At 39.1% G+C, this 24,285-nt stretch carries 19 protein-coding genes and 1 tRNA gene; 8 read left to right on the forward strand and 12 right to left on the reverse strand.

Annotated elements, in window-relative coordinates; all coding sequences use genetic code 11:
• Window positions 1-154: 154 nt before the first annotated feature.
• Window positions 155-691: a gluconokinase gene (locus tag ED622_RS13610; protein ID WP_122034890.1), complete on the forward strand. Its 537-nt coding sequence runs from the start codon at window positions 155-157 to the stop codon at window positions 689-691.
• Window positions 688-2,487: a phosphogluconate dehydratase gene (gene edd / locus ED622_RS13615; protein WP_122034892.1), complete on the forward strand. Its 1,800-nt coding sequence runs from the start codon at window positions 688-690 to the stop codon at window positions 2,485-2,487. The genes ED622_RS13610 and edd overlap by 4 nt, the downstream gene beginning before the upstream one ends.
• 75 nt (window positions 2,488-2,562) lie before the next feature.
• Here the strand turns inward: edd and ED622_RS13620 are convergent, their stop codons facing one another.
• Together ED622_RS13620 and ED622_RS13625 are read right to left on the reverse strand one after the other, a co-directional pair.
• Window positions 2,563-3,576 (reverse strand): LacI family DNA-binding transcriptional regulator, encoded by a 1,014-nt coding sequence (locus ED622_RS13620; protein ID WP_122034895.1) that lies wholly within the window; start codon window positions 3,574-3,576, stop codon window positions 2,563-2,565.
• Window positions 3,577-3,838: 262 nt separating this feature from the next.
• Window positions 3,839-3,915: transfer RNA gene (locus ED622_RS13625), tRNA-Val, on the reverse strand.
• Between the two features lie 197 nt (window positions 3,916-4,112).
• Between ED622_RS13625 and ED622_RS13630 the strand changes: the two genes are divergently transcribed.
• Window positions 4,113-5,666, forward strand: coding sequence for a diguanylate cyclase (locus ED622_RS13630; RefSeq protein ID WP_122034897.1), 1,554 nt, complete (start codon window positions 4,113-4,115; stop codon window positions 5,664-5,666).
• Window positions 5,667-5,829: 163 nt separating this feature from the next.
• Here the strand turns inward: ED622_RS13630 and ED622_RS13635 are convergent, their stop codons facing one another.
• Window positions 5,830-6,678: a S1 RNA-binding domain-containing protein gene (locus tag ED622_RS13635; protein ID WP_162922522.1), complete on the reverse strand. Its 849-nt coding sequence runs from the start codon at window positions 6,676-6,678 to the stop codon at window positions 5,830-5,832.
• 89 nt (window positions 6,679-6,767) lie between these two features.
• Here ED622_RS13635 and ED622_RS13640 point away from each other — a divergent pair, with 89 nt between their 5' ends.
• Window positions 6,768-8,120, forward strand: a complete 1,353-nt coding sequence (locus ED622_RS13640) for a hypothetical protein (RefSeq protein WP_122034902.1) — start codon at window positions 6,768-6,770, stop codon at window positions 8,118-8,120.
• Window positions 8,121-8,199: 79 nt separating this feature from the next.
• On the opposite strand, the gene ED622_RS13645 is transcribed toward ED622_RS13640, so the two are convergent.
• Window positions 8,200-9,084: a putative PEP-binding protein gene (locus ED622_RS13645; RefSeq protein ID WP_122034904.1), complete on the reverse strand. Its 885-nt coding sequence runs from the start codon at window positions 9,082-9,084 to the stop codon at window positions 8,200-8,202.
• A gap of 209 nt (window positions 9,085-9,293) precedes the next feature.
• Here ED622_RS13645 and ED622_RS13650 point away from each other — a divergent pair, with 209 nt between their 5' ends.
• Window positions 9,294-10,346: a 3-deoxy-7-phosphoheptulonate synthase gene (locus ED622_RS13650; RefSeq protein WP_122034906.1), complete on the forward strand. Its 1,053-nt coding sequence runs from the start codon at window positions 9,294-9,296 to the stop codon at window positions 10,344-10,346.
• A gap of 16 nt (window positions 10,347-10,362) precedes the next feature.
• Window positions 10,363-10,845, forward strand: a complete 483-nt coding sequence (locus ED622_RS13655; protein ID WP_045102132.1) for a YajQ family cyclic di-GMP-binding protein — start codon at window positions 10,363-10,365, stop codon at window positions 10,843-10,845.
• Between the two features lie 132 nt (window positions 10,846-10,977).
• Here the strand turns inward: ED622_RS13655 and ED622_RS13660 are convergent, their stop codons facing one another.
• The 5 genes from ED622_RS13660 to pheS all read right to left on the reverse strand — a co-directional run bounded on the left by ED622_RS13660 (window position 10,978) and on the right by pheS (window position 18,263).
• Complete coding sequence (locus ED622_RS13660; protein ID WP_122034908.1) at window positions 10,978-12,759, reverse strand: M3 family oligoendopeptidase; 1,782 nt, start codon at window positions 12,757-12,759, stop codon at window positions 10,978-10,980.
• An 86-nt stretch (window positions 12,760-12,845) separates the two neighbouring features.
• Entirely contained in the window at window positions 12,846-13,859 is a 1,014-nt protein-coding gene (locus ED622_RS13665) for a succinylglutamate desuccinylase (RefSeq protein ID WP_122034910.1), read from the reverse strand.
• Between the two features lie 195 nt (window positions 13,860-14,054).
• The gene (locus tag ED622_RS13670; protein ID WP_060990903.1) at window positions 14,055-14,351 is read right to left on the reverse strand and encodes an integration host factor subunit alpha; all 297 of its coding nucleotides are present in this window, start codon (window positions 14,349-14,351) and stop codon (window positions 14,055-14,057) included.
• A 523-nt stretch (window positions 14,352-14,874) separates the two neighbouring features.
• A complete protein-coding gene (pheT, locus tag ED622_RS13675; protein ID WP_122034913.1) occupies window positions 14,875-17,262 on the reverse strand; it encodes a phenylalanine--tRNA ligase subunit beta in 2,388 nt (795 codons plus the stop codon).
• 17 nt (window positions 17,263-17,279) lie between these two features.
• Complete coding sequence (gene pheS / locus ED622_RS13680; RefSeq protein ID WP_122034917.1) at window positions 17,280-18,263, reverse strand: phenylalanine--tRNA ligase subunit alpha; 984 nt, start codon at window positions 18,261-18,263, stop codon at window positions 17,280-17,282.
• Window positions 18,264-18,581: 318 nt separating this feature from the next.
• On the opposite strand from pheS, the gene ED622_RS13685 reads away from it, so the two are divergent.
• Entirely contained in the window at window positions 18,582-20,735 is a 2,154-nt protein-coding gene (locus ED622_RS13685) for a TonB-dependent hemoglobin/transferrin/lactoferrin family receptor (protein WP_122034919.1), read from the forward strand.
• A 181-nt stretch (window positions 20,736-20,916) separates the two neighbouring features.
• Here ED622_RS13685 and hutZ read toward each other — a convergent pair whose 3' ends face one another.
• Genes hutZ through hutW form a run of 3 tightly spaced genes read right to left on the reverse strand, consistent with a single transcriptional unit; the run spans window position 20,917 to window position 23,357 of the window.
• Window positions 20,917-21,444, reverse strand: coding sequence for a heme utilization protein HutZ (gene hutZ / locus ED622_RS13690; RefSeq protein ID WP_122034921.1), 528 nt, complete (start codon window positions 21,442-21,444; stop codon window positions 20,917-20,919).
• Between the two features lie 28 nt (window positions 21,445-21,472).
• On the reverse strand, window positions 21,473-21,964 hold the full coding sequence (gene hutX / locus ED622_RS13695; RefSeq protein WP_162922523.1) for a heme utilization cystosolic carrier protein HutX: 492 nt from the start codon (window positions 21,962-21,964) through the stop codon (window positions 21,473-21,475).
• Between the two features lie 34 nt (window positions 21,965-21,998).
• Window positions 21,999-23,357, reverse strand: coding sequence for a heme anaerobic degradation radical SAM methyltransferase ChuW/HutW (gene hutW / locus ED622_RS13700; protein WP_122034926.1), 1,359 nt, complete (start codon window positions 23,355-23,357; stop codon window positions 21,999-22,001).
• 156 nt (window positions 23,358-23,513) lie between these two features.
• Between hutW and ED622_RS13705 the strand changes: the two genes are divergently transcribed.
• Complete coding sequence (locus ED622_RS13705; RefSeq protein WP_162922524.1) at window positions 23,514-24,269, forward strand: energy transducer TonB; 756 nt, start codon at window positions 23,514-23,516, stop codon at window positions 24,267-24,269.
• Window positions 24,270-24,285: the final 16 nt, after the last annotated feature.

Raw genomic sequence — 24,285 nt, forward strand, 5'->3', positions numbered from 1 at the left:
CACCTAAATATTGTCTATTTTATTGGTTGTTTTTAGTTTACAGCCCCAAAGGTTACGGGTAACATGTTACCCGTAACTTAAATAAGTTAAAGTCAAATTTGTCAGTATCTATCAAAAATGAGAGCTCGCTCAAATTACTAAACAGGAGTCAGGTATGAGTAGTAATAGCATTATCGTTATGGGTGTATGTGCTAGTGGTAAAACCACTATTGGCGAAAAGATAGCACAACGCCTTGGTGCAAAATTTATTGATGGGGATGATCTCCATCCTAAAGCCAACATTCTAAAAATGTCACGTGGTGAGCCACTTAATGACGATGATCGTAAGCCTTGGCTAGAACGTATTCGCGATGCAGCATTCAGCTTAGAAAGTAAGAATGAGCAAGGTATTATTGTGTGCTCTGCATTAAAGAAAAGCTACCGCGATCAGATCCGTGATGGTAATAAAAATGTGACCTTTCTTTTTCTTGATGGCAGTTTTGATCTAATTATGAGTCGTATGGCTGCACGCAAAGGCCACTTTATGAAATCAAACATGGTTGAGAGCCAATTCAATACATTAGAGCGCCCTGATAATGAAGACCAAGTCGCTGTTGTTGATATTGATACTGACATTGATGACGTAGTTAGCAACTCTATCACTGCATTACATGCGCTAACGACACGCAACAACATAAAGGTAACCGTATGATTAATAATACAATCCTATCCGTAACTCAACGAATTATAGAGCGAAGCAAGCCTCTTCGTTCTGCTTTTATGGCAAAGATAGAAGCACAAAAACTTAGTGGAAAAGGAAAAGCGTCACTTTCTTGCGGTAATTTGGCACACGCGGTAGCGGCTTCTTGCTCTACTGAAAAAGAAAATATTTTAAACTTAACTCGTGTAAATTTGGCTGTTATTACAGCTTACAATGACATGTTGAGTGCTCATCAGGTTTACAAGAACTACCCAGATAAAATTAAACAAGCTCTAGCAAATTACGGACATACTGCACAAATTGCAGGTGGTGTGCCCGCTATGTGTGATGGTGTCACACAAGGACAAGCAGGCATGGATATGTCTCTTTTCTCACGAGATTTAATTGCTCAAGCAACCGCCTTCTCACTTAGTCATAATATGTTCGATGGTACTTTATTACTAGGTATCTGCGATAAAATTGCACCTGGACAACTTATGGGCGCCCTAACTTACGCACATCTACCTACCGCTTTCATTCCTGCAGGACCGATGTCTACGGGCGTGACTAACGATGAAAAAGTCGATATTCGTCAAAAGTACGCAGCAGGGAAAGTTGATCGCAATGCATTATTAGACATGGAATGTGGCTCTTATCATTCTTCTGGAACTTGTACCTTTTATGGCACTGCCAATACGAACCAATTAGTATTTGAAGCAATGGGTTTAATGTTACCTGGCTCTGCTTTTGTTCCCCCTCATACCGAACTTCGTGATGCATTAACTGAGCATGCGACTATTCGAATCGCTTCTATGACGGCAGATTCATCAAATTACCGCCCTCTTTGTGACGTCGTAACCGAAAAAAGTGTCGTAAATGGCGTAGTGGCGTTACTTGCCTCTGGCGGTAGTACTAATCATACCCTTCACCTTGTCGCTATGGCGCGAGCGGCTGGAATTCACCTTACATGGGAAGACTTCAGTGATTTATCTGATGTGGTTCCATTATTAGTCAATGTTTATCCTAACGGATCAGCTGATATCAATGAATTTGAGCAAGCTGGTGGCGTTCCAATGCTAATGAAGCGCTTGAATGAACTTGGATTATTAAACACTGATGCCTTACCTGCTTTCGGGGATTTTACTGATTGCATGAAACGCCCAATATTAGTAGATGACATACTTGAATGGCACGACTGTGGTGAAACTACCGACCCTGAAGTAATCGCCCCATCAGGCCATATTTTTCAATCTTCTGGCGGCATTAAAGTATTATCAGGCAATCTTGGACAAGCGGTAATTAAAGTCTCAGCGGTTTCTGAGCTGCATAGAATTATCGAAGCTCCTGCTAAAATATTCCATTGCCAACATGACGTAGAAGCTGCCTATAAACGTGGTGAGTTAAATAAAGATTGCGTTGTTGTTGTTCGCTTCAATGGTCCTGCGGCTAACGGAATGCCAGAGCTTCATAAACTGATGCCTATTCTAGGAAACATCCAAAAATCAGGATACCAAGTTGCATTAGTTACTGATGGTCGTTTATCAGGTGCATCTGGTAAAATTCCAGCCGCAATCCATGTTTCACCTGAGGCTTTACGTGGTGGCGCTATTGGGTTAATTAAAGATGGTGACATTATTCGACTAGATGCGACAACAGGTACAGTCGAGAACCTTTCAGATACAACACAAAGAAGTGCAGCAACACTAGATACTGAAAAGAGCCAACAAACATGGGGACGTGATATTTTTAAAGTATTTAGAGATAACGTCTCAAGTGCAGATCAAGGCGCATCATTCTTATATAATTGACTCTAAGTTAGAGCAATAACCTAAACTATGTAATAAGGGAAGTTATTTAATAATAACTCCCCTTTTGTTCTTTTATTACAGACTCTCACCAAGTGTTAATGAGAACCCCATATCTACAAGACTATTTTTCTGCCTCTTTCCTGCTAATGCATCTAATAGTAATTCTGCACTTTTCTTTCCAATCTCAAAGCGTGGTGTATCAACACTGACCAACTTTGGTGAGATAGCTTGGCCTATATCTAAGGCGTTATAACCTACAATACTAATCTGATCAGGCACTGATATTCCTTTATTAGCGCACTCCATCATCGCTCCAATCGCAATATCATCATTAGTACAGAAAATACCATCAAGCTCAGGATTTTGTTTAAGGCCATCCAGGAGTAACTCACCACCTAAGGTAAAACTTGAATGTTCGTCCGTCAAAACATGCTGAGGGGTTAATCCTGCTTCTAGCATTGCTTTATCATACCCTTCCATTCGTAACTTAGTTCGAGTATCCAGTCGAGCGCCGAAATACATAATATGACGCTTTCCATTCGCTATCATTTTATTAATCACATGATAAGCGGCTTCCATATGATTTAGCCCTACAGCCATATCAATCGGTTGCTCTGGCAGCTCCATAGTTTCGACAACAGGTACCCCCGCAGATCTCAACATTTGGCGTGTTTTTTCAGTGTGCTTTGTTTCGGTAAGAATTAAGCCATCTACCTGATAAGAAAGTAAAAAAGCGATTTGCTCTTCTTCCTCTAATTCACTGTAATTACAATGTGCAATAAGTGTGTGGTAGCCACGCTGTTTTGTTACTTGTTCAATACCTTGAACTAAATTGGCAAAAACTTGATTAGATAAAGATGGGAGAAGGATGCCAATTGCTTTACTGGAAGATTTAGATAACATTGCTGGCGCTCGATTTTGAATATAACCAAGCTCATTAATTATTTCGGATATTTTTTCACGAGTCTTTTCTGCAACCGAATTAGGATCACGGATAAATCTAGACACTGTCATTTTTGTTACACCAACGCGATCAGCAATATCTTGCAATGTCGGTCGTGTTTTTCGTTGTGTATGTAAACTGCTCATAAAAATCTCAATCAATGTTACTTGTAACAAGTAAAGCAGTTGTATCTCTTGATTTCAATAAGTTACTTATTATTTAGATACTCTGTCTACAAATTAACATATAAATCCTAATACATAACCATACTCGTTTAATCTTTCAATCAAACTAACAATATATGAGTCCCTCAATTCATCGTCATTAATTATTGATAAAACAAGGAATTACAGGCACAAAAAAGCCCACACTAGGTGGGCTTTTTTGCTTGTTCATAAAGAACGAATATGGTGCCCGCTACTGGACTCGAACCAGTGACACCTTGCATGTCATGCAAGTACTCTAACCAACTGAGCTAAGCGGGCAAATCGTTAACCAGGAAGTAATTGACTTCTCCTTGAGAACGAGATGGATAATATCGAGTTCTTTTTATCTCTGCAAGCCTTTTTTTATTATTATCAATCGTTTGACTATTTATTATTCAAACTGTTCAAAAACAGCTCAGCTTGCTAGTTGTCTCCTTTTAAAATAGAATCACCATACCGTTAAAAGGATTTATCTCATGCCTCAATCTCGTTTTCATCACCTAAAATTCTTACAGCCTATTCTAGTTCTATTACTTGTTGGCATTGCGATTATCTCGCTAACTTTTAGCATTCAAAGTTTTCAATCTGTCGAGAAAACGATCCGAACCTCTTCATTTAAAGCGTTCAACAACTCTATTGAAGCCAGCTACGATATTGTGGATACTGCCCTCAATGAATCAATAAAGCGCTATTTGCGAGGGATTGTACTCACTTCTGCTAAGTTTATTACTCAAATTCAAAAATCCCCCTCGCTGACACAAGAGCAGAAGACAGCGCTAATTCAAAAGTACATTAACTCCAATAAAATTGGGGATACTGGCTACCCTTATGTATTAAATTCTAAGGGACAATTAGTGTTCCACCCTATTTTTCAGGGCCGTAATGTCAGTGAGTATCGTCATATTCAAGAGCAAATCGATAATGATGATCACTTTGTTGAGTATTTATGGACTAACCCAGGAGAAGAGAAGCCACGCAGAAAACTGGCCTATTCTATTTATGTAGAAGAGCTTGATTATGTTATCTCGGCAAGTGCTTATAAAGATGAGTTTCTACACTTTATAGATAAAACCATCTTAAAAGATAAGTTAAGTAAATATCAGTATGGTAAAACAGGCTATGTTTACGTAATTAACTTAACTGGTGAGCTTATCCTTCACCCTAGCTATGAAGGTGAGAACATACGCAGCTTGATTGGTGAAAACGCGGATGGTTTACTTAAAAAAATCCGACAATCTGCTAATCGTCATAGCTTACAAATGAATTTAATTAACGGCTCATCAGAAGCGACGTTTCATGCGGCTACTGTTGAAGATTACACTTATACAATAACAATGGATAACAACACCTATCAAAAAGATGTTCTATATATCTATTATCCATATCTAGATTGGGCAATTGTCTCGGGGATCTCTCGTGATGAGCTTAACCGCCCAACAAATACGTTGTTATATAGTTCACTAGCACTGATTTTAAGCTTAACTACGATCATCATCGTTCTATTGCTTCTGCTTAATCATCGTCATAATAAACTAGTTAACGTCCTTAATTGTGACTATTTAACTGGGTTGCTAAATCGCAGGGCATTTCATGATATGGCATCAAAGCTGATCAGTGATAAGCATCACCCTACAACGTTTACTCCCTACTCTATTATCTTATTAGACATTGATTTCTTTAAACGCATTAATGACACTTATGGTCATATTGTTGGTGATAAAATTATTGCGATTGTAGGTAAAGCTATTTCACAATACCCACATATTTTAGCGGCACGCTATGGTGGTGAAGAATTTGTATTATTTACAACCATTAGTGATCCAAAACACGCGATTCGCTTTACTGAGCAAGTACGTCAAAAGATCGATCAATACAATACGTTACATGAGAAGATCACATTAAGTGCTGGCATAACAACGATAAATAAGCCAAACGTGTTGTTAGATGATGTGATTGATCAAGCAGATAAAGCGCTATACCACGCAAAAAATACGGGCCGTAATAAGGTTGTTCATTACCAAGAGTTATAAATAAGATATGAAAGATAGAGGGGAAAACTGGACAAGTATTGATGCTGTACTACGCTAAATAAAGTATGTTCTCCATTTAAATTAGCGCAAGGCTCATCGAGCCGTTTCCCTAAGCCCGTAACCAGGAATCGTTACGGGCTATTTTTTAGGGCAATTATCTGTTTTATTCAGATTTAGCGGCTACTAGGTAGATACCATCTTTTTCAATAGTAATTTTACCCGCTTTATATAAACCACCAATTGTCTTTTTAAACGTACCTTTACTTGTTCTAAATTCAGTAAAGATCGCATCTGGAGATGATTTATCTGTTAGAGGTAAGAAGCCTTCTTTTTTCTCTAACGTTGCGATAACTTTTTCACTTAAATCATCCATACGTGCTACGCCTGGACGTTGTAGAGAAAGTGAAATCTTACCGTCTTCACGCATTTCTGCGATGAACGCTTTAAGTTGCTTACCAATGAAAAGCTTACCAAATACATCTGAATGGAAGATTAAACCCCAATGCTCGCCATTGATAACTGCTTTGTAGCCAAGATCAGTACGTTCTGCAATTAAGATATCTACTTGCTGACCTTTCTCATAATTCGCAGGTGTATTATCCAACCACTTGTTAAAACGAGTTGTACCAACAATACGACTAGATGCTTTATCAATGTATACATATACAAGGATATTTTGACCTTCGTTTAAGCGGCCACGTTGCTCACTAAATGGAACTAATAAGTCTTTTTTAGCAATACCCCAATCAACGAAAGCACCAATGCTGTTTGTGCCAATTACGTTCATTAAACCGAACTGACCTACTTGTGCTTTTGGTGTTTCTGTTGAAGCAACCACTTCATTTTCTGAATCAAGATAAATAAACACATCAAGCGCTTCGCCTACTTCTGTGCCTTCTGGAACAAAACGACTTGGAAGAAGAATAGAACCATAATCATCGCCATCTAAAAAGACACCAAAATCTACAGCTTTTGTTACTTCTAATTTGTTGATTTGACCAATTTTAATCATTACTTCAATTCCTAAATAAAATACTCGGCGATTATACCTGAACTCTGATATGCTTGCTGTATGAATTACCATTTTTATAGGAATTTCCTGTGATTACAGTTGGTAAGAAAGATGGCTTATCACTAAAAATCTCACATATCGTTGAAGAATCTAAGCAACATGAACTGGAAATGTATCTTTTCATTCCCGGCGAGCTTGGTTTAAACAAAGACATGGTTTCTGAATCAGAGTTTTACTACAACTCAATTCAGAGCCAGCGTACGTATTTCAGTGATAAAAATCACCTCCCCCTTGTGCACTCTCGTCTCGCGCAACGTGGCCGTCTGTCTACTGAACAATATCGTTTAAGTTTGAGTTTATACGCTTATCAATACGCTCTCGCTTTAGAGAAAGCCGTACAGCAGCTTAATGATACTTCTCGGGACGATATCACTCATCAAGAAGTTGATGATGCAATCGTTCTGGCAATTGATATCCTCAGAAAGTTACGACGTAACGTACCTTATGACGACACGTTAAAGCGCTACTACGCCAATATCGATAACTATTTATCTTGGTACACTGAACAGCGTTTTCTTTCTTTACTTGCTCATATGCCAAGAAATGAAGATTATAAGCTGGTTAAAGAGCGCCTTGTTGATATCTGTGAGCAAGAAGCACTGCACCGTTTAGATAAGAGTTATAACTCAAGTAAAGCTCGAGAAGACATGACGCGTATGTCAAATAAGATGCGTCTGTTACGTCGTTTAATCGAGTTCCCTATCGTACTTAAAGAAAAGAACTTAGCCCTTGGTAAACATATCAAGCGAATGGTTAAAGGCGGAGCAACAGCAGTTGTGATGATCTTTGTATCATTAATGGTGATCCAAGCGCGTGGGTTTCTGGGTGAAATCACCGCCTCTTTCATCTTTGCGATTTCATTTATCTATGCCATGCGTGAGGTCTTTAAAGATGACTTGCGTGATGTAATGTGGCGCTGGATCCGTAAAGGGCAACCTAAATGGCGTAAACGCTATCTTGATCCTACCACCAATACTTATGTGGGAAGAAAGCTAGAGTGGCTTGATTACATGACGTTCTCAGAGCTAGACAGTGACATTCAGAAATTGCGTAAAAACCGTGTGGTTCAACGTGAAGAAGTCGTTCTCTCTTATAAAAGCCAAACTAAAATGGCAATTACTAAGTTTATGAGTGGGTATGAACAAACCCGCGAAACGATGCTGATCGATCTACGCCCTATCGCACGTTTAATGGAAAAAGGCTCTCAAAAGATCTACCACTTAAACGAGGGGCAAGTCACGAAAGAGTCGGTTGAGAAGCGTCACTTAATTAATTTAATTGTGCGTGAAACCATGGATGATTACAGTACCCAGCTACACCGTTGGAAAATTGTGGTTAACCGCTCTAAAATTATTGATATTGAAAAGATTAAAATAGACTAATAATTTATATCAACTCAATAAAAACGCCTTTAGCTTTACACTAAAGGCGTTTTTTTATGTTCTAAATTGATACGTTAAATTATGCAGTGACAACAACGTCTGTTGCATTTAACTGATCAAGTAAGTCTTGAACTCTTGGGTTTTGAGCAAGCTCATCAATCGTAGTAACCACTGGTTTATTTGCTTTGTTAGCTGCTTGAATCGCATGCCCAACAAGATGAAGTACAGCATCGTTTTGTGGATCAAAGTGATGCTCTAACGCTTCATTTTGCTTATCTACACCGAGAGTGAATTGAGTTAGTGTATCTACGTTTACAACCAATCCATCAAAGTATTGCAATAATTTATCTGCCATTAATGCTGCGGCTGGTACATCACAAACGAAATGCACTTTAAGGCCATTTAAGCCTCGTGGTAAGCCATAAATAGCTAAGCGGTCAATAATGGTTGCTGCATCACTTAAGTTACGTACGAATGGAACGACAATTTGTACACTTGCTGTGGTTGCTGCCATGACTTTCTTAATCACTGCACACTCTAAAGCAAATTGCTCAGAACTTGCCTCAGAGGCAAAACGAGTTACACCACGAACGCCCATGATAGGATTTGCTTCTGTTGCTTCAAGTTGACCTGCAAGTAAGCCTGCAAATGCCGCGCTGTCAGCGTCAGAGAACAAGATTTTGATCTCTTTGGTTGATTCATTGGTAGCCGCTAAAATCACATCTGCTAACGTATCAACAAAGTGTGCTTTACCATCTGTTGCGCCTTCAATAATAGCAGCTAGACTCTGTGCATCAATATCACTCATCGCTAGTGCTTTAATCACAGCTTTTGGGTGATAAAATAAATGTTCTTGAATTAATCCAGCAATTGAAACATACAGTGATGCTTCTGAATCGTTTTGTGATTGATAAGAAGGCAAACTCGCCATGCGTGTTAGCGTTGGTAAAATAGTATCCGTCATGCTTGCTCCAATAAACTCAGTAATTCGTTTTCATTATTTAATGTTATTTATGTTGAACATACCGATACATGAGCAACAACTCAAGTCTAAAAGATACAATACGTTAACTTTTCTTTACTGTTCTGCCTTTCTATAAAAATTTTGGGTTTCATCCATTTTAATTTTCCGTTATCTTACTCAGGTGTATTAAAGAATTAACAGGCGACACTATGCCATTTCAAACAGATGAACTTCGTACTCAGCCTTTAGGGCCAATGCCAACACCCGCTGAGCTAACGACTGCTCACCCTATTACCGACGATGTTGCTGAACATATTGAGCAATCTCGCGCACAGGTTGAAGCAATTTTAACTGGCAAAGATAAACGTCTTTTAGTTATTGTGGGTCCATGCTCTGTTCATGATACAGAAGCAGCACTGGATTACGCACAGCGCTTAGCCAATATTCAAGATCAGTATAAAGATGAGCTATTCATCGTTATGCGTACTTACTTTGAAAAACCACGCACGATTGTGGGTTGGAAAGGCTTAATTACTGATCCTAATCTTGATGGCAGTTATGCACTTGAAGCGGGTTTACATAAAGCTCGTAAACTGTTACTTGATATTAATAAACTGGGTTTAGCTACGGCTACTGAGTTTTTAGATATGATCACGGGTCAATATATTTCAGATCTTATTACGTGGGGTGCTATTGGCGCACGTACGACTGAATCTCAAATTCACCGTGAAATGGCATCTGCCCTATCTTGTCCGGTTGGTTTTAAGAATGGTACTAATGGCAACACGCAAATTGCGATGGATGCTATTCGTGCTGCTAAGGCTTCGCATTTCTTCTACTCTCCTGATAAACAAGGTCGTATGACGGTATACCGCACTGCGGGTAACCCATTTGGCCATGTGATTTTACGTGGTGGTAGCGACAAGCCAAACTTTGATATTGATTCAGTTACCGATGCTTGCCAACGTTTAGAAGGGGTTGATTTGCCGCCTCATCTTATTGTTGATTTTAGCCACGCAAACTGTGAGAAACAACATCGTCGTCAGCTTGATGTAGCCAAAGATATTTGTGCTCAAATCGAGTCTGGCAGCAATAAAGTTGTTGGTATTATGGCTGAAAGCTTCATTATTGAAGGCAACCAACCAATGACTGATTTGAATAACCTAACTTATGGCCAGTCTATTACTGATCCATGCCTAAGCTGGGAAGATACCGTGACTATGTTAGACATGTTATCAAATACTATTAAAACATCTCGTTAATTTAAGGATTTAAACTATGCCTGCTTTTGATATCGTTTCTGAAGTTGATAATGTTGAACTAAAAAATGCGGTAGATAATGCTACTCGTGAATTAGCTACTCGTTTCGATTTTCGTGGCGTTGACGCAAGCTTTGAACTTAAAGGCGAAAACATCAAGATTAAAGCCGAAGATGATTTCCAACTGTCTCAGTTAGTAGATATCCTACGTGGTAACCTTGCTAAACGTGGCGTTGATGCTCGTTCTATGGACATTAAAGACGCCGTTCACTCTGGTAAGAACTTTTACCAAGACATCGACTTTAAACAAGGTGTTGATACCCTTATCGCTAAGAAATTAGTAAAAGAGATCAAAGCATCAAAAATTAAAGTGCAAGCGGCAATCCAAGGCGAACAACTTCGCATTACTGGTAAGAACCGTGATGATCTTCAAGCGGCGATGGCACTTGTTCGTGAAGGTGACTTTGGTCAGCCTTTCCAGTTCACGAACTTCCGTGACTAATCAAGTTTCATAGAGTAATTATCTAAAAAACATTGCTGTTTGATAGATATAAAAAAAGCGCTTCTACTGTTTATCAGTGAGGCGCTTTTTTATTATTTTCGATTATAGTGTTCATTGGGCTCTAGTTTAAAATTAGCTGACTAATCGTTCAAACTCATCAATTTGTTGGCTTACTCTATCTAAGCTCTGCTGCCAAAACGTTTCTTGGGTTAAATCCATCTGCAAATGCTTTTGAACCACCTCTTCAGCTCTCATAGAGCCAGTCTCACGCAGTAAACTCACGTAATCAGTGTAGAAGTGCTCACCTTTTGCTTCTCGTTGTGCGTACACGCCAATACTGAATAAGTAACCGAACAAGTATGGGTAGTTATAGAAACTTACTTCTGGAATACTAAAATGCAGTTTACTTGCCCAAAATAGAGGATCAGGCTCAGACATCGAGTCTCCATACCATTCCGTCCAGGTGTCTCCCATCAAACGAGATAATTGTTCTGGTCCTAGTTCTTTATTTGATCGCTGCTCATAAAACGCTTTTTCAAACTCATAGCGAACAGGAATATTAATCGTAAGTGCTAGCGCAGAAGATAACTCTTCCCATAGCATTTCAATTTTGTCTTCTTTGGTTTTTGCTTTAGCCAGTAATGCATCACGAACAACGTTTTCAGCAAAGATCGATGCGGTTTCTGCCAACGTCATTGGGTATTTAGTTTTACACAACGGCATGTCTCGCATCACCCAATTATGGAAGGCGTGGCCTAGCTCATGCGCGAGCGTTAATACATCTGACATGCTATTGCCCCATGTCATAAAGACCAATGGCGTTCTAGAGTCAGCAAATTTAGTACAGTAAGCACCAAGACGTTTTGTTTCTTGTGGCGCGGCATCTATCCAACCATTTTTTACCATCAAATCAACAAAATCGGTCATCTCTTGCGAAACGCCTGCAAATGCATCCTTAATGATATCAATCGCTTCATCAAAGCTGTACTGAGAGGCTTCTCCAATAAGCGGGGGCATAGAGGCAAGTTGGTCCCAAGGGGTTAACTGCTCAGTCCCAAACATCTTCGCCATTAAGCGCCCTGCTTTTTGGCCAACTTCACGATTCTTTTTCGCTACCGACATCATGCTATCAAGTGTGGCTTGCTCAATACGGCTGCCATGTAAGCTCGGCTCAAGAAAATGCACGCTATTTATGGCGCTACGTTTTTTATATTCCGTTAATCTCCAGCCCGCTAGCGCATTTAAGATAGCCGAAAAACTTTCTTTTTTCTGTGCCATTGCTAGTTGTATTGCACGCCAGGCAGGCTCTCTACGAAGCGTATCACTGCCATATAAAATACTAGCAGCTTGTGATAAGCCCATCGTTTCATCAGTGCCATTAGAAAGTTGCAGGGTCACTTTCATGGAGCCTGTAATATTGTCGTATAAACGGCCCCAGGCATTTTTACCATCCACACTCATGGCTGACAGTAATTGCTCTTCTTTCACGCTTAATCGTGTTGCGACTAGTTTTCTCTCTTCTTCTAATAAGAAGCGTTGTGCTTCTAGATCTTCACTCAACGATAATACTGATTCAAACAACTCCGTTGGTGCATTCACAATCGCATCTAAATACGGGCTGAAGGCTTGTGAAAGATCAGAAGATAACTTAGTCATTTGGTTCACTAACGCTTTGGCTTGTGCGTTTGAAGCATCGACAGAAGCAATGCAATTCCCATAACTCGCTACGGTTGCCAATTGCACTGAAATCGACTCTTTTTCAATAATCGCTTGCTGTAAATCGTTAACGTCTAAAGTAATGTCACTACCAGAAAAATCTGTAATGCACTGTTCAATAGACGCTATCGTGTCTATTAACTTTGGATCATTAAGGGATTGGAAGGCAATAGAGAGATCCCAACTTGGTGCAGTCATGATTGTGTCCTTTTATTTTGTTTTCATCATCATAGCAATTGATTTAGACTGATAACAGCGCCTCTGAATTGATCTCATCTTTTGAGTTAATTCGTCTTACTTTTCTCAATTTTTTGAACCAATAAGCACGCTCGATGCCCGTTTTCTACATTGGCATTAGGAAAGACCACGCTTTCTCCTCCGGCTTGAGCGGTATATTTCACATCGCCATCGGTAGCAAGTAAGTCATTTTCAGTAAATGACGTGAAATTAGCGAGATCACTAGGGAAATGAAACGTAAATTGATCGCTTTGTTTCATAATGCTTCGAGTGACTTGGTATTCTATCAATGTCGAATCAGATGACGCCTGCTCAAAATAATCAGCGTGACTGATCAAATCTCTTAATGCTTCGTTAAACTCAGAAAGTAAGGTTAAGTCGTTCTCCCCCATTTTTGATACTTTACCAAGCTCAACGGTTGCGGCATGAGCGCCATGATGCTCTGCACTGTACCAACTAAACGTGGACGCTGACGCTTCTGCGTATAAACAGGCTTCTATTTTACTGCGTGATAGAAAATCTAATAATGGCTCTGAGCGCTTATAATGTTGATTGTATGGGTGTATCGCAAAGGTATAGTGCTGAGATGAACGAATAGCGCAGTGTAAATCTAAATGCCATTTTTCTTTTGCATTATGTTTGGTAAAAAAGCTATCCACGCTTCTCATTAAACGATTGGCTAAGTCGATTTCAACAATATCTTTATTTTCATCTTGATGGTGGCTAAAAAGTCGATTTAGGTTGGTATCAATAAAACGAGTGTGTTGGTGAGTTGCCGCGGGATGACCATAGATGAATAAACAAGGCTGAGAAAGTGATACCCTCCCACTTTGTATATCTGCAATGATCTGATCAAGCAGCTCTATTGGTGAGGTTTCGTTACCATGAATACCTGATGAAAGCACGATGGCTCGATGAGGTTCAAAATCCAATTCAGGAACAAACTCCACCACGCCACGACTGTGTAAAATGACATGAGTCCCGTTAGCAAGTTGCCAAGCCTCTTCTTTTACTGGGATAGATAAATCTAATGTATTTTGAATAAATGAAATATGATCCATTGGTACTTCTCTTCCTTGGTAATATATTCAACCAAAAAACTGTACCACTAGTAACACAATAAAATAACAAGATAACAACATTTGTGTGAGTTCAAACATCGCTTATATCGGATTTAGGATATATAGATAATAAAAAAGCTGCACAACAGATTAATGTTATACAGCTTTCATTTTTCTTAGCTCAAGATGGCAAGATTATTTTTCTACCGGTAGACTCTCAACACGAGCTTTCAGTTTCTGACCCGGTTTAAATGTAACAACTCGGCGTGCAGAAATTGGAATATCTTCCCCAGTTTTTGGGTTACGTCCAGGTCGCTCACTCTTTTCGCGTAAGTCAAAATTACCAAAACCAGATAATTTCACTTGCTCACCACTCTCTAGAGCTTGCTTAATCTCTTCGAAAAATACTTCTACCGTTTCCTTGGCGTCGCGTTTACTTAATCCAACTTTTTCAAATAAGGTCTCAGCCAAATCAGCTTTAGTGAGTGCCATAAAAACTACCCTCAGGTTACGTTAGAGATAGTTACAGTATTTACTGCAACCGGAAACTGAATTGTTAGAACAACGACTTAACATTGCATCAACTAAGGACAGTGTATGCCAACCATCTGATTTTCGCCAACTTTTTTCTTAAAAATCATGCACTATTTATGAGATAGCGATCAAATTTATAAGCTATTTACATTAAGATATCTTACATCCACCTAAGCTAAGTTGTTGATTTGGTATTTAACACTAGTTACTTCGCCTTTTTTAGTTCATTTGTCTGTATGTAAATTTGTGATACCACGCAGATATTTATTAATAGAATTGAAAATAAGGCATCTATTTGATTGTGAACAAGTTAGTTTTAGGCAAATTTTAGAGCGACAATAACTAAACACAAAAATTGTCTTTTGTTTCAGAATTATATACTGAGCTTGAATTATGAACTTTAGTTTTGACTAATAATAAAAAACCCAGCATTGATCGCTCAATGCTGGGTTTACTTTATTTATTCAGTGTTCGCTGCTAATTAGTCACGCAATGTTGCTGAGAACTTCTCACCAATTGCTGCAACGATAGCGTCAACAGCTGAAGTGATATCAGCCTCTTCTAGCGTACGTTCAACTGATTGAAGTGTCAGTGCGATTGCAAGACTCTTCTTACCGTCTTCAACGCCTTGACCACGGTACACATCGAACAGTTTAGCGCTAGTTAATAGCTCGCCACCTGATGCTAAACATTCAGCAACGATGTCACCAGAAGCAATTGCTTCGTCTGCAACGATTGCGATATCACGACGGTTTGCAGGGAACTTAGATACTGCTGCCGCTTCAGGGATAACGCGAGTATTGATTGCATCCCACTCGATTTCAAACATGATTGTACGACCGTTCAAGCCAAACTTACGCTCTAGCTCTGGGTGTACTGTACCGATGAAACCAACTTCTTTTCCGCCAACAACGATAGCTGCTGTTTGGCCTGGATGAAGTGCTGGGTGTTTAGCCGCTTTAAACTCGTACGCTAATTCGTTAGCAGTTAATTCAAGAACCGCTTCTAAATCGCCTTTAAGGTCGAAGAAATCAACCGTGTTAGTTGCGATATCCCAGTGTTCTTCACCACGAGTACCAGCGATGATACCAGCAAGCATCATTTCTTGACGCATGCCGTTTTCTGCTGATTCTTCAGGAATAAAACGCAGACCAGATTCGAATAAACGAACACGTGGTTGCTGACGTTTTTGGTTATGAACAACGGTGTTGATCAAACCAGTCCATAGGCTTAGACGCATTGCTGACATATCTGCTGAAATTGGGAATGGCAGAATTAACGGCTCAATTTCAGGCACGATCAGTTTTTGTTGCTCAGGCTCTACGAAGCTGTAAGTAATTGCTTCGTGGTAACCACGGTCAACAAGAAGATCACGAACACGCTTAAGCGGTTGGTTTGCTTCTTTGTGATCGTTCATGTTTAGTGCAGCAACAGGTGCTTGATTTGGAATGTTATTGTAACCGTAGATACGACCTACTTCTTCAATTAGGTCTTGCTCGATTGCAATATCAAAACGCCATGATGGAGATGTTGCTCTCCAACCTGTGTCAGTGCTTTCAACAGAACAACCTAGACGAGTAAGGATCTCAACCACATCTGTTGATGGGATGTGATGACCTAATAGGCCATCTAACTTGCTGCGACGTAATTCAACTGTGTTTGCTGTTGGAAGATCGGCATCAGATTCTGCAGCAGAGATAGGAGCTACTTCGCCACCACAAAGTTCAACAAGAAGCTGTGTTGCACGCTCCATCGCTGTTGCTTGTAATGTAGAGTCAACGCCACGCTCAAAACGTAGAGAAGAATCAGTGTGTAGACCGTATGCACGAGCACGACCACGGATGTGATCAGGTGCGAAGAATGCACACTCAAGCATGATGTCAGTTGTTTCAGTCGTTACACCAGACTCTTTACCACCAAAGATACCAGCGATTGCTAGTGCTTTGTTTTGGTCTGCAATAACTAATGTATTGTTGTTTAGCTTCGCTTCGTTGCCATCAAGAAGAGTTAGTTTCTCATCTTGTTCAGCCATACGAACCACAATGCCGCCATCGATCTTAGACAGATCAAACGCGTGCATTGGTTGGCCTTGCTCAAGCATTACGTAGTTTGTAATATCAACAATCGCATCGATTGAACGGATACCACAACGACGCAGTTTCTCTTGCATCCAGATTGGTGTTTCAGCTTTTGCATTTACGTTCTTGATTACACGACCAAGGTAACGTGGACACGCTTCAGTTGCTTTAACTTCAATAGAAACCGTATCTTCAATACTTGTTGCTACTGCTTCAATCGTTGGTTCAACTACGTCTGCGCGGTTAAGTACACCCACTTCACGAGCTAAACCACGAATGCTGAAACAGTCAGCACGGTTTGCTGTTAAGTCAACATCGATAGCAACGTCATTAAGCTCAAGTAGCTCACGAACGTCCATACCTAATGTAGAGCCTTCAGGTAATTCTAAAATACCGTCAGATTCAACATCAATACCTAGCTCAGAGAAAGAACAAAGCATACCGTGTGATGGAACACCACGTAGTTTTGCTTTCTTAATTTTGAAGTCACCAGGAAGTACAGCACCAACCGTCGCAACAGCAACCGTTAGGCCAAGACGACAGTTAGATGCACCACAAACGATGTCTAAAAGCTCTTCTTCGCCGATATCAATTTTAGTTACACGAAGTTTGTCTGCGTCTGGGTGTTGACCACACTCAACCACTTTACCTACTTTAACACCGGTGAACTCACCAGCAACAGGTGCAACTTCATCAACTTCCAAACCAGCCATTGTGATTTGGTGAGCTAGCTCTTCGCTGTTAATAGCAGGTTTAACCCACTCGCGTAGCCAAGATTCACTGAATTTCATAAATTTCTAGCCCCGAATTACTTGAATTGTTTAAGGAAACGAAGGTCGTTCTCGAAGAACGCACGAAGGTCATTTACGCCGTAACGAAGCATAGTTAGACGCTCAACACCCATACCAAACGCAAAGCCTGAGTATTTTTCAGGGTCGATGCCAACAGAGCGAAGTACGTTAGGGTGAACCATGCCACAACCTAATACTTCTAACCATTTGCCATCTTTACGCTTCACATCAACTTCAGCAGAAGGTTCTGTGAATGGGAAGAATGAAGGACGGAAACGCACTTCAACTTCTTCTTCAAAGAAATTACAAAGGAAATCGTGAAGAATACCTTTAAGTTGTGCAAAGTTAACGTTCTCATCAACTAACATACCTTCCACTTGGTGGAACATTGGTGTGTGAGTTTGATCGTAATCGTTACGGTAAACACGGCCCGGAGCGATGAAACGGAATGGTGGTTTGCCATTTTCCATTGTACGGATCTGAACACCTGATGTATGCGTACGTAGCATTAGATCAGGGTTAAAGAAGAACGTATCGTGGTCAGTACGTGCTGGGTGATCGTCTGCAATATTTAGTGCATCGAAGTTATGGAATGCATCTTCAATTTCAGGGCCAGATTCAGTGCTGAAACCTAATTCACCAAAGAATTGCTCAATACGCTCAACGGTACGAGTAACTGGGTGTAAACCACCGTTCTCGATACGACGGCCTGGAAGGCTTACATCGATAGTTTCAGCAGCAAGTTTCGCTTCAAGCTCTGCAGTTTGAAGAGAGTCTTTACGTTCAACTAATAACGCTTGAACCGCTTGCTTTGCTTTATTGATCAATTGACCTGCTTCACGACGCTCTGAAGGGTCTAGTTTACCTAGTCCTTGAAGCTGAAGTGTCAAATGCCCTTTTTTACCTAAGTATTGAACACGGACTTCGTCCAGAGCGACTAAAGAGCCTGCTTGTTCAATTTCTGCCGTTGCATTGGCAATGATCTCGTCTAGATGTTGCATCGTTTCCTCATCCACTTATAGGTGGTATCCGTTGCGAGTAAAATACATATCAGCACATAGTAATAAATCACAGCGCTAAATCCAAACTGAATTGGATAAAATAGCTGATCTAATAGAAAAAAGTACTTTTCTTAGCCAAATGGCCATAGAACGCCTATCAATTCCCTTCTTTTTATATGGCTATCGTTTTTATTTTATTCAATTTTTCACGTCATAGAACAAAAAACCAAAAGATTAAATAAAAATGATAGTAATTATCATTCGCAGTATGTATTATCTTTTCCGAATTATGAGACTAGACACTTTCAAGGAATTAACATGTCTAATAAAAAAACATTTTTAGCTGCGTCTATTTTAGTTGCTATCTCCCCTATCCTTCATGCAGAAACCTCTTCTAATGGGAATGCAACAATGTTTGATGAGGTTGTTGTTTCTGCAACCCGAACTGAGCAAACATTAGAAAAAACAGCTTCATCTGTCACTGTAATATCTGATAAACAAATTGAAAAAAACATGGCAAAAGATGTTAAAGATATATTCAATTACACACCTGGAGTAACAATGAATTCGAGTGCCCGACAAGGAGCACAAACCATAAACATTCGGGGTATGGAAGGTAAGAGAGTAAAGATTTTAGTTGATGGTTCATCTCAGCCTGGTTCATTTGATGGCGGACCATACAGTTTCATTAATTCAAGTGGTATTTCGATCGATCCAGATATGATTAAAAGCGTTGAAATTATAAAAGGCGCGGCATCAAGTTTACATGGAAGCGATGCTATCGGTGGCGTTGTTGCCTTCGAAACAAAAGACCCTAAAGATTTCTTAAAAAATGGGGCTGATATTGGCGGACAAGTAAAATTAACCTACTCTTCTGAGGATAACTCATTTAGTGAAAATGTAGCTTTAGCTAATCGTTTTGGTAATTTAGAAACATTGGTAGCTTATACTCGCCGTGATGGTGAAGAGTTACAAAACTTTTCAGACATTAATAACCTTCAAAATTATGGTATTGAAAGCCAAGATACAGCTGCCGATAATTTATTAGTAAAACTACAATATCAAATTAATGACGACCATCGTATCGAGTTTTTAGCAGAGTTAATCCAAGATACTACAGATTCAAACATACACCACTCTTCATATCCTACTTTCACAGGTGAAGATAAAACAGAACAGAATCGATTTGCAATTAAACATATTTGGTTTGCCGAATCAGCGATTGCAGATTCAATAACTAGCAAGATCTCATACATTAAAAAAGATGAAAATGGAGTGACTAAACGATTTATCCCAGCAGGTTCAGGTTGGCCCCCTTCTAGTGCCAATAACAGCCAGAAAAAAGATTATGTATACACTGAAGATAAAGTTGAATTTGAAACACAATTAGATAAAGAGCTTGATAACCATTATTTAGTCTACGGATTAACCTACACTACTAGTGATATCAGTAATACAAATATGGAATCAAACTCAGATTCATCAACACCCGATAAAATATATGTTTATACGCCAGATGCTAAAGAGCAAAAATTTGGAATATTCCTGCAAGATGAGATTTCACTCGCTAATGATAGACTACTCCTTACACCCGGCATTCGTTTTGATCACTTTTCAACAGATCCTGGCGATAATACCGGAGAAGATTTAGAGAAATTCTCTGATGCAGCAGTCACTGGTCGCCTAGGTACTACATATTCACTTACAGATTCCAATACGATCTTTGGACAAATCAGCCAAGGCTTTAGAGCTCCTTCTTTCGATGAACTTTATTATACTTATGATAATCCTGGTCATGGTTATGTAAACGATCCAAATCCCGACTTAAAATCAGAAACTAGCATTTCATATGAAATCGGTTATAGACACAATACCGCTTCAAGCTCTTCTGAAATCGCTCTATATTACAGCGATTATGATAACTTTATTGAACAGGTCGTAACTAAAAAAGTAGGACGTACAACCCATTATTCATATATAAATAAAAGTTCTGCCACAATAAAAGGTGTCGAATTATCGAATAGACTTTTATGGAATGAATTAGTTAATGCCCCGGATGGTTTATCGACTCAAGCAGTGGCTTCTTACACAGAAGGTGAAGATAGTAACGGCTATGCACTAAACAGTATTAATCCGTGGAATGCAGTACTGTCATTAAACTTCGATGATCCAAATGACGTTTGGGGAACTAGCTTAAAAGTCAATTACACTGCCGATAAAACTTACAGTGATATCAATACAGATAGCTCAAATGGTGGTGATGCTTCACAAGTAGAGTTGCCTAGTGCAACTATTATAGATTTAACTGCTTATTATAAACCGATTAAAGCATTAACTCTTCGCGCTGGTATTTTTAATGTTACAAATAAAGAATATTACCGTTGGAATGACGTTCGTGGAGAAAAAGATCTTTATAAGGATAATTCCCAGGCAGAAAGAAACTATTCAATATCAGCTAAATATGAATTTTAATTAAATTAAAAAAGCGGCTTTATCGCCGCTTTTTTTATTGCTGAACATTATGTTTACACTCATTAAAGTAATAAGTATCTTATGCTAGACGGTTAGATACCTTGTTCTATCCCGCAACAGATAGACATAAAAAAAGCCCAAGTGCTTGAGCTTTAAATCGATTAATTATGTGAGAGTTAAATTACGCTGTTCTCTTCTTATGCCCTTGTTCTAAATGAACAAAATCAACAAGATCATCACCACTTACTTGAAATGCTTGACCAAATCCTTTTACAAATAAACCTTGAATTGGTTTTAATCGAAACATTTTAAAATCTTCTAATGAACTCAAGCCATCGATAATATCGCCAAAGCGTTGCTTCATTTCATCAACGGCTAACTGCCAATTTTCTTCTTCTCTATCAATTAGAATAGCGGTTGCATCGAACGTCAGTCTTTTACGCGCAAATAGTTGCTTTGATGAATCTTCATCTTCTACGAGCATTAGTGATGCATCAGGGTTTTGCAGAAGATTCCTTGCGTGACGTGCAATTTCTGAAATCAATATATAGTAACCATCGTCTAATAAAACAAAGGGCGCATAGCTTACGTTTGGCTTCCCCTCACAATCCACAGTTGCTAATTGAAGGGTTTTACGTGAATCACGAAACTCTTGAATTTCTGGACCAAGACGATTTTGTAATCTTTCTTGCTTAACGTTTGAGTTCATTTCTATTTCCTTTTGAATTTGGTATTTACTATTTATATTCTTGTTTTAATGCATTGAAAGCACTGACTTGTTCTGGAATTAATTGACGTTTTTTATCTCGCCCTAAGTAAACCTTAAATACAGAGTGTCCATCTTGATCAAAAAAACCAAAATAATGACTTTCAGATCCTCTAAATGGTTTGCTTACCAAAGCGATATCTGTAATTAGATCTAATTTTAAGTGACCGTGTAACTCACCATTTCGCCCCATTAAATTATAGTAGCCATGAGCAAGCTTACCTTTTGGGAATGGTGCTTTTACTTCAAAGATAGATCCAAAAGAATGCACTATCGTTGTTACATCACCAAAACCAACCAGTCCCTCTAGAATATCCTGTGCTTTATTTCCAGCAACTAAAGTTACCATGTCTCTTGGTAATGATTTCACGACCTCTGCTTCTGATAGATTCAATTCTTTTGCGATGTCTTTTGGTAATAACCCTGGGTCATTTTCTAGTAACTTAATAACGTCTTTATTCACGATTAACTCTCTATTTTGATGATGATTTTTATGATTATGCTGCTTTTTCATTTACTTGAGATAACGCAGAAATTACCCCCTGAGCTAATGTTACTACCCAAAACTCCCCAGCTAATGTCAAACTTAAATAATGATCATCTACTGTTACTAATCCATTCTTTTGCCAATGTTTAAATAGCGGCATAAGGTAATGAAATATATCGTGAGAGGTGTGTTGTAATAATTGACGACGAGATAATACACCACGATCAAAGCCTGCTTTTATCATAGAAAATAAGCCTGCAGAGTCTGTCGATTGCGTCATCATTGCTATTGGCATTTGATTAGCTTTAATCGATTCTATATATGACGTTAATGTTCGATGTTGCATAATGCCTACTCCACCAAGGTTACCGCCAGCACCACAACCCACAGGCAATACCTCTGCTGTGGTTTTAGCCAAACTGTTGTAGATACTTCTTTCACGATTACTTCGAGCCCAGTGGTTAACGCTTAAACGATTAAGATGATGTTTATTCATGAATTCCACACCATATTTATACATATACGCTTTTTCTTCGGTTGAAGCAGGTTGAGGTAACTTGCCTTTATCAATCATGCCTTTCATGGGTGTTCCTCCCATTTCAATCAGCTGATAAAGATCTACACCATGTGCATTTGTCTCTAAAAAATCGTTAAGATCTTGCTGCCAAATCTCTGATGTTTGATAAGGAAGACCATAAAGTAAATCAACCACAATTGGTGCTTGCTCTGAGTCACTCAACTCTTGTATACGGCGTAATACATACTCTTTATCATCCAGCCTTTTGGCTGAACGTCTTACTTTTGTATTAAAGCTTTGTACACCAAATGAAAAACGATTAAAGCCACCTTCTAACGACTTATCAAACATCTCTTCATCGAAACGGTTAATTCGCCCTTCTAAGGTAATTTCACAATCTGGTGTTAAGGGAAACTGAGAACGAATGGCTTTGCCTAGCTGTTCAATTTGATCAGCAGTAAGATCTGTTGGCGTTCCACCACCAATGTATACCGCGTGAAATGGAGCAGCCTGTGTCCAAGGCAATTGCGCTTTCCATTTCAGCTCAACTAATAAAGCATCAAAATAATCTTGAACTAGCTGTTTGCTTGAAGCGTGCTGAAAGAAATTGCAATAAGTACATCGCACACGACAAAAAGGAATATGGACATATAAACAACGATGTTTATTGATGTCTGTTGTTTCAGTAGATACGGAAATAAAGCGCTCATTAAATACATCCGACGAGATAGGCATTGCGCCTCCCCCTGCATGAGCAGACGCTTTTCTTTGAAAAGCATAAAGCAATGGTTCTGGTGTGCTTTCACCAACAAGTGAAATAGGCAGCTGATTTAAGTCAATTTCTGTTTTCATGATTTCAATTCTTTTTAACTCGTTACTTCAAAGAGTTTTGCTTCTTTTTATATCATAAAGTATTTTCAAATGAGAATACAATTGATAATTGATCTCATTCTTGTTTTGTTTATAATGTTGTCATCTTAAAAAGTACTGAATTACATGGAGACATTCGTGCTGAACTTTCGTTACCTCGCGGCAGCTGGTATTTCATTAGCTATTCATACCGCTCTTATCTGGTCTGTTCCTGAAAAAAAAGCCTTTGCTATGCCAACAGGTAGTATTTCATCACAAGTAAACATTCAGTTTGTCGCACCAAGTGTTCCTACGCCTCAATCAATACAAACGGAAAAAAATGAGGTAACAAAACCTAAAGAACAACCAAAGCAACAAGCCACAGTTGAAAAGAAAGTTCAAAAACAAGTGGTAAAAAAGAAAGCTGTAAAATCTAAGCAAAAGCCTAAACCAAAAAATAAAATGGTAAAAAAACCAACCGTTTCAGAACCAGTTGAACCCAAAAAAAAGATTCTTAAAGAAAAAGTAGAAACCAAACCGACAACGAATACGGTTAAGAAAAAAGACAAGCCTGTAGAAAAAAAGTCAACAGCAAAACCCGTCGCTTCTAAATCAGGAGCAACAGAAAAACCACAATTAGTAGTCCAAAAACCGAGTTTCTTAAAACGTCCTAATGCACCACGTTACCCTCGCATAGCACAGCGTAAAGGCATTGAGGGTACTGCGTTATATGAGATCTGGTTAAATAAAAATGGCAAACAAATCAAACAAGAGTTAATCACCTCATCAGGTGCACAAGTCCTTGATGAAGCAGCCCTTAGTGCAATTCGTGATTGGCAATTTTCACCTCAACTTATCGATGGAAAAGCGATTGCACACCGTGTGCAGATCCCTGTTCGATTTTCACTTAATTAATCAGTTATACCGGATT

This window comes from Aliivibrio sp. EL58 (assembly GCF_900312675.1).
In the GTDB taxonomy this organism is placed as follows: Bacteria; Pseudomonadota; Gammaproteobacteria; order Enterobacterales; family Vibrionaceae; genus Aliivibrio.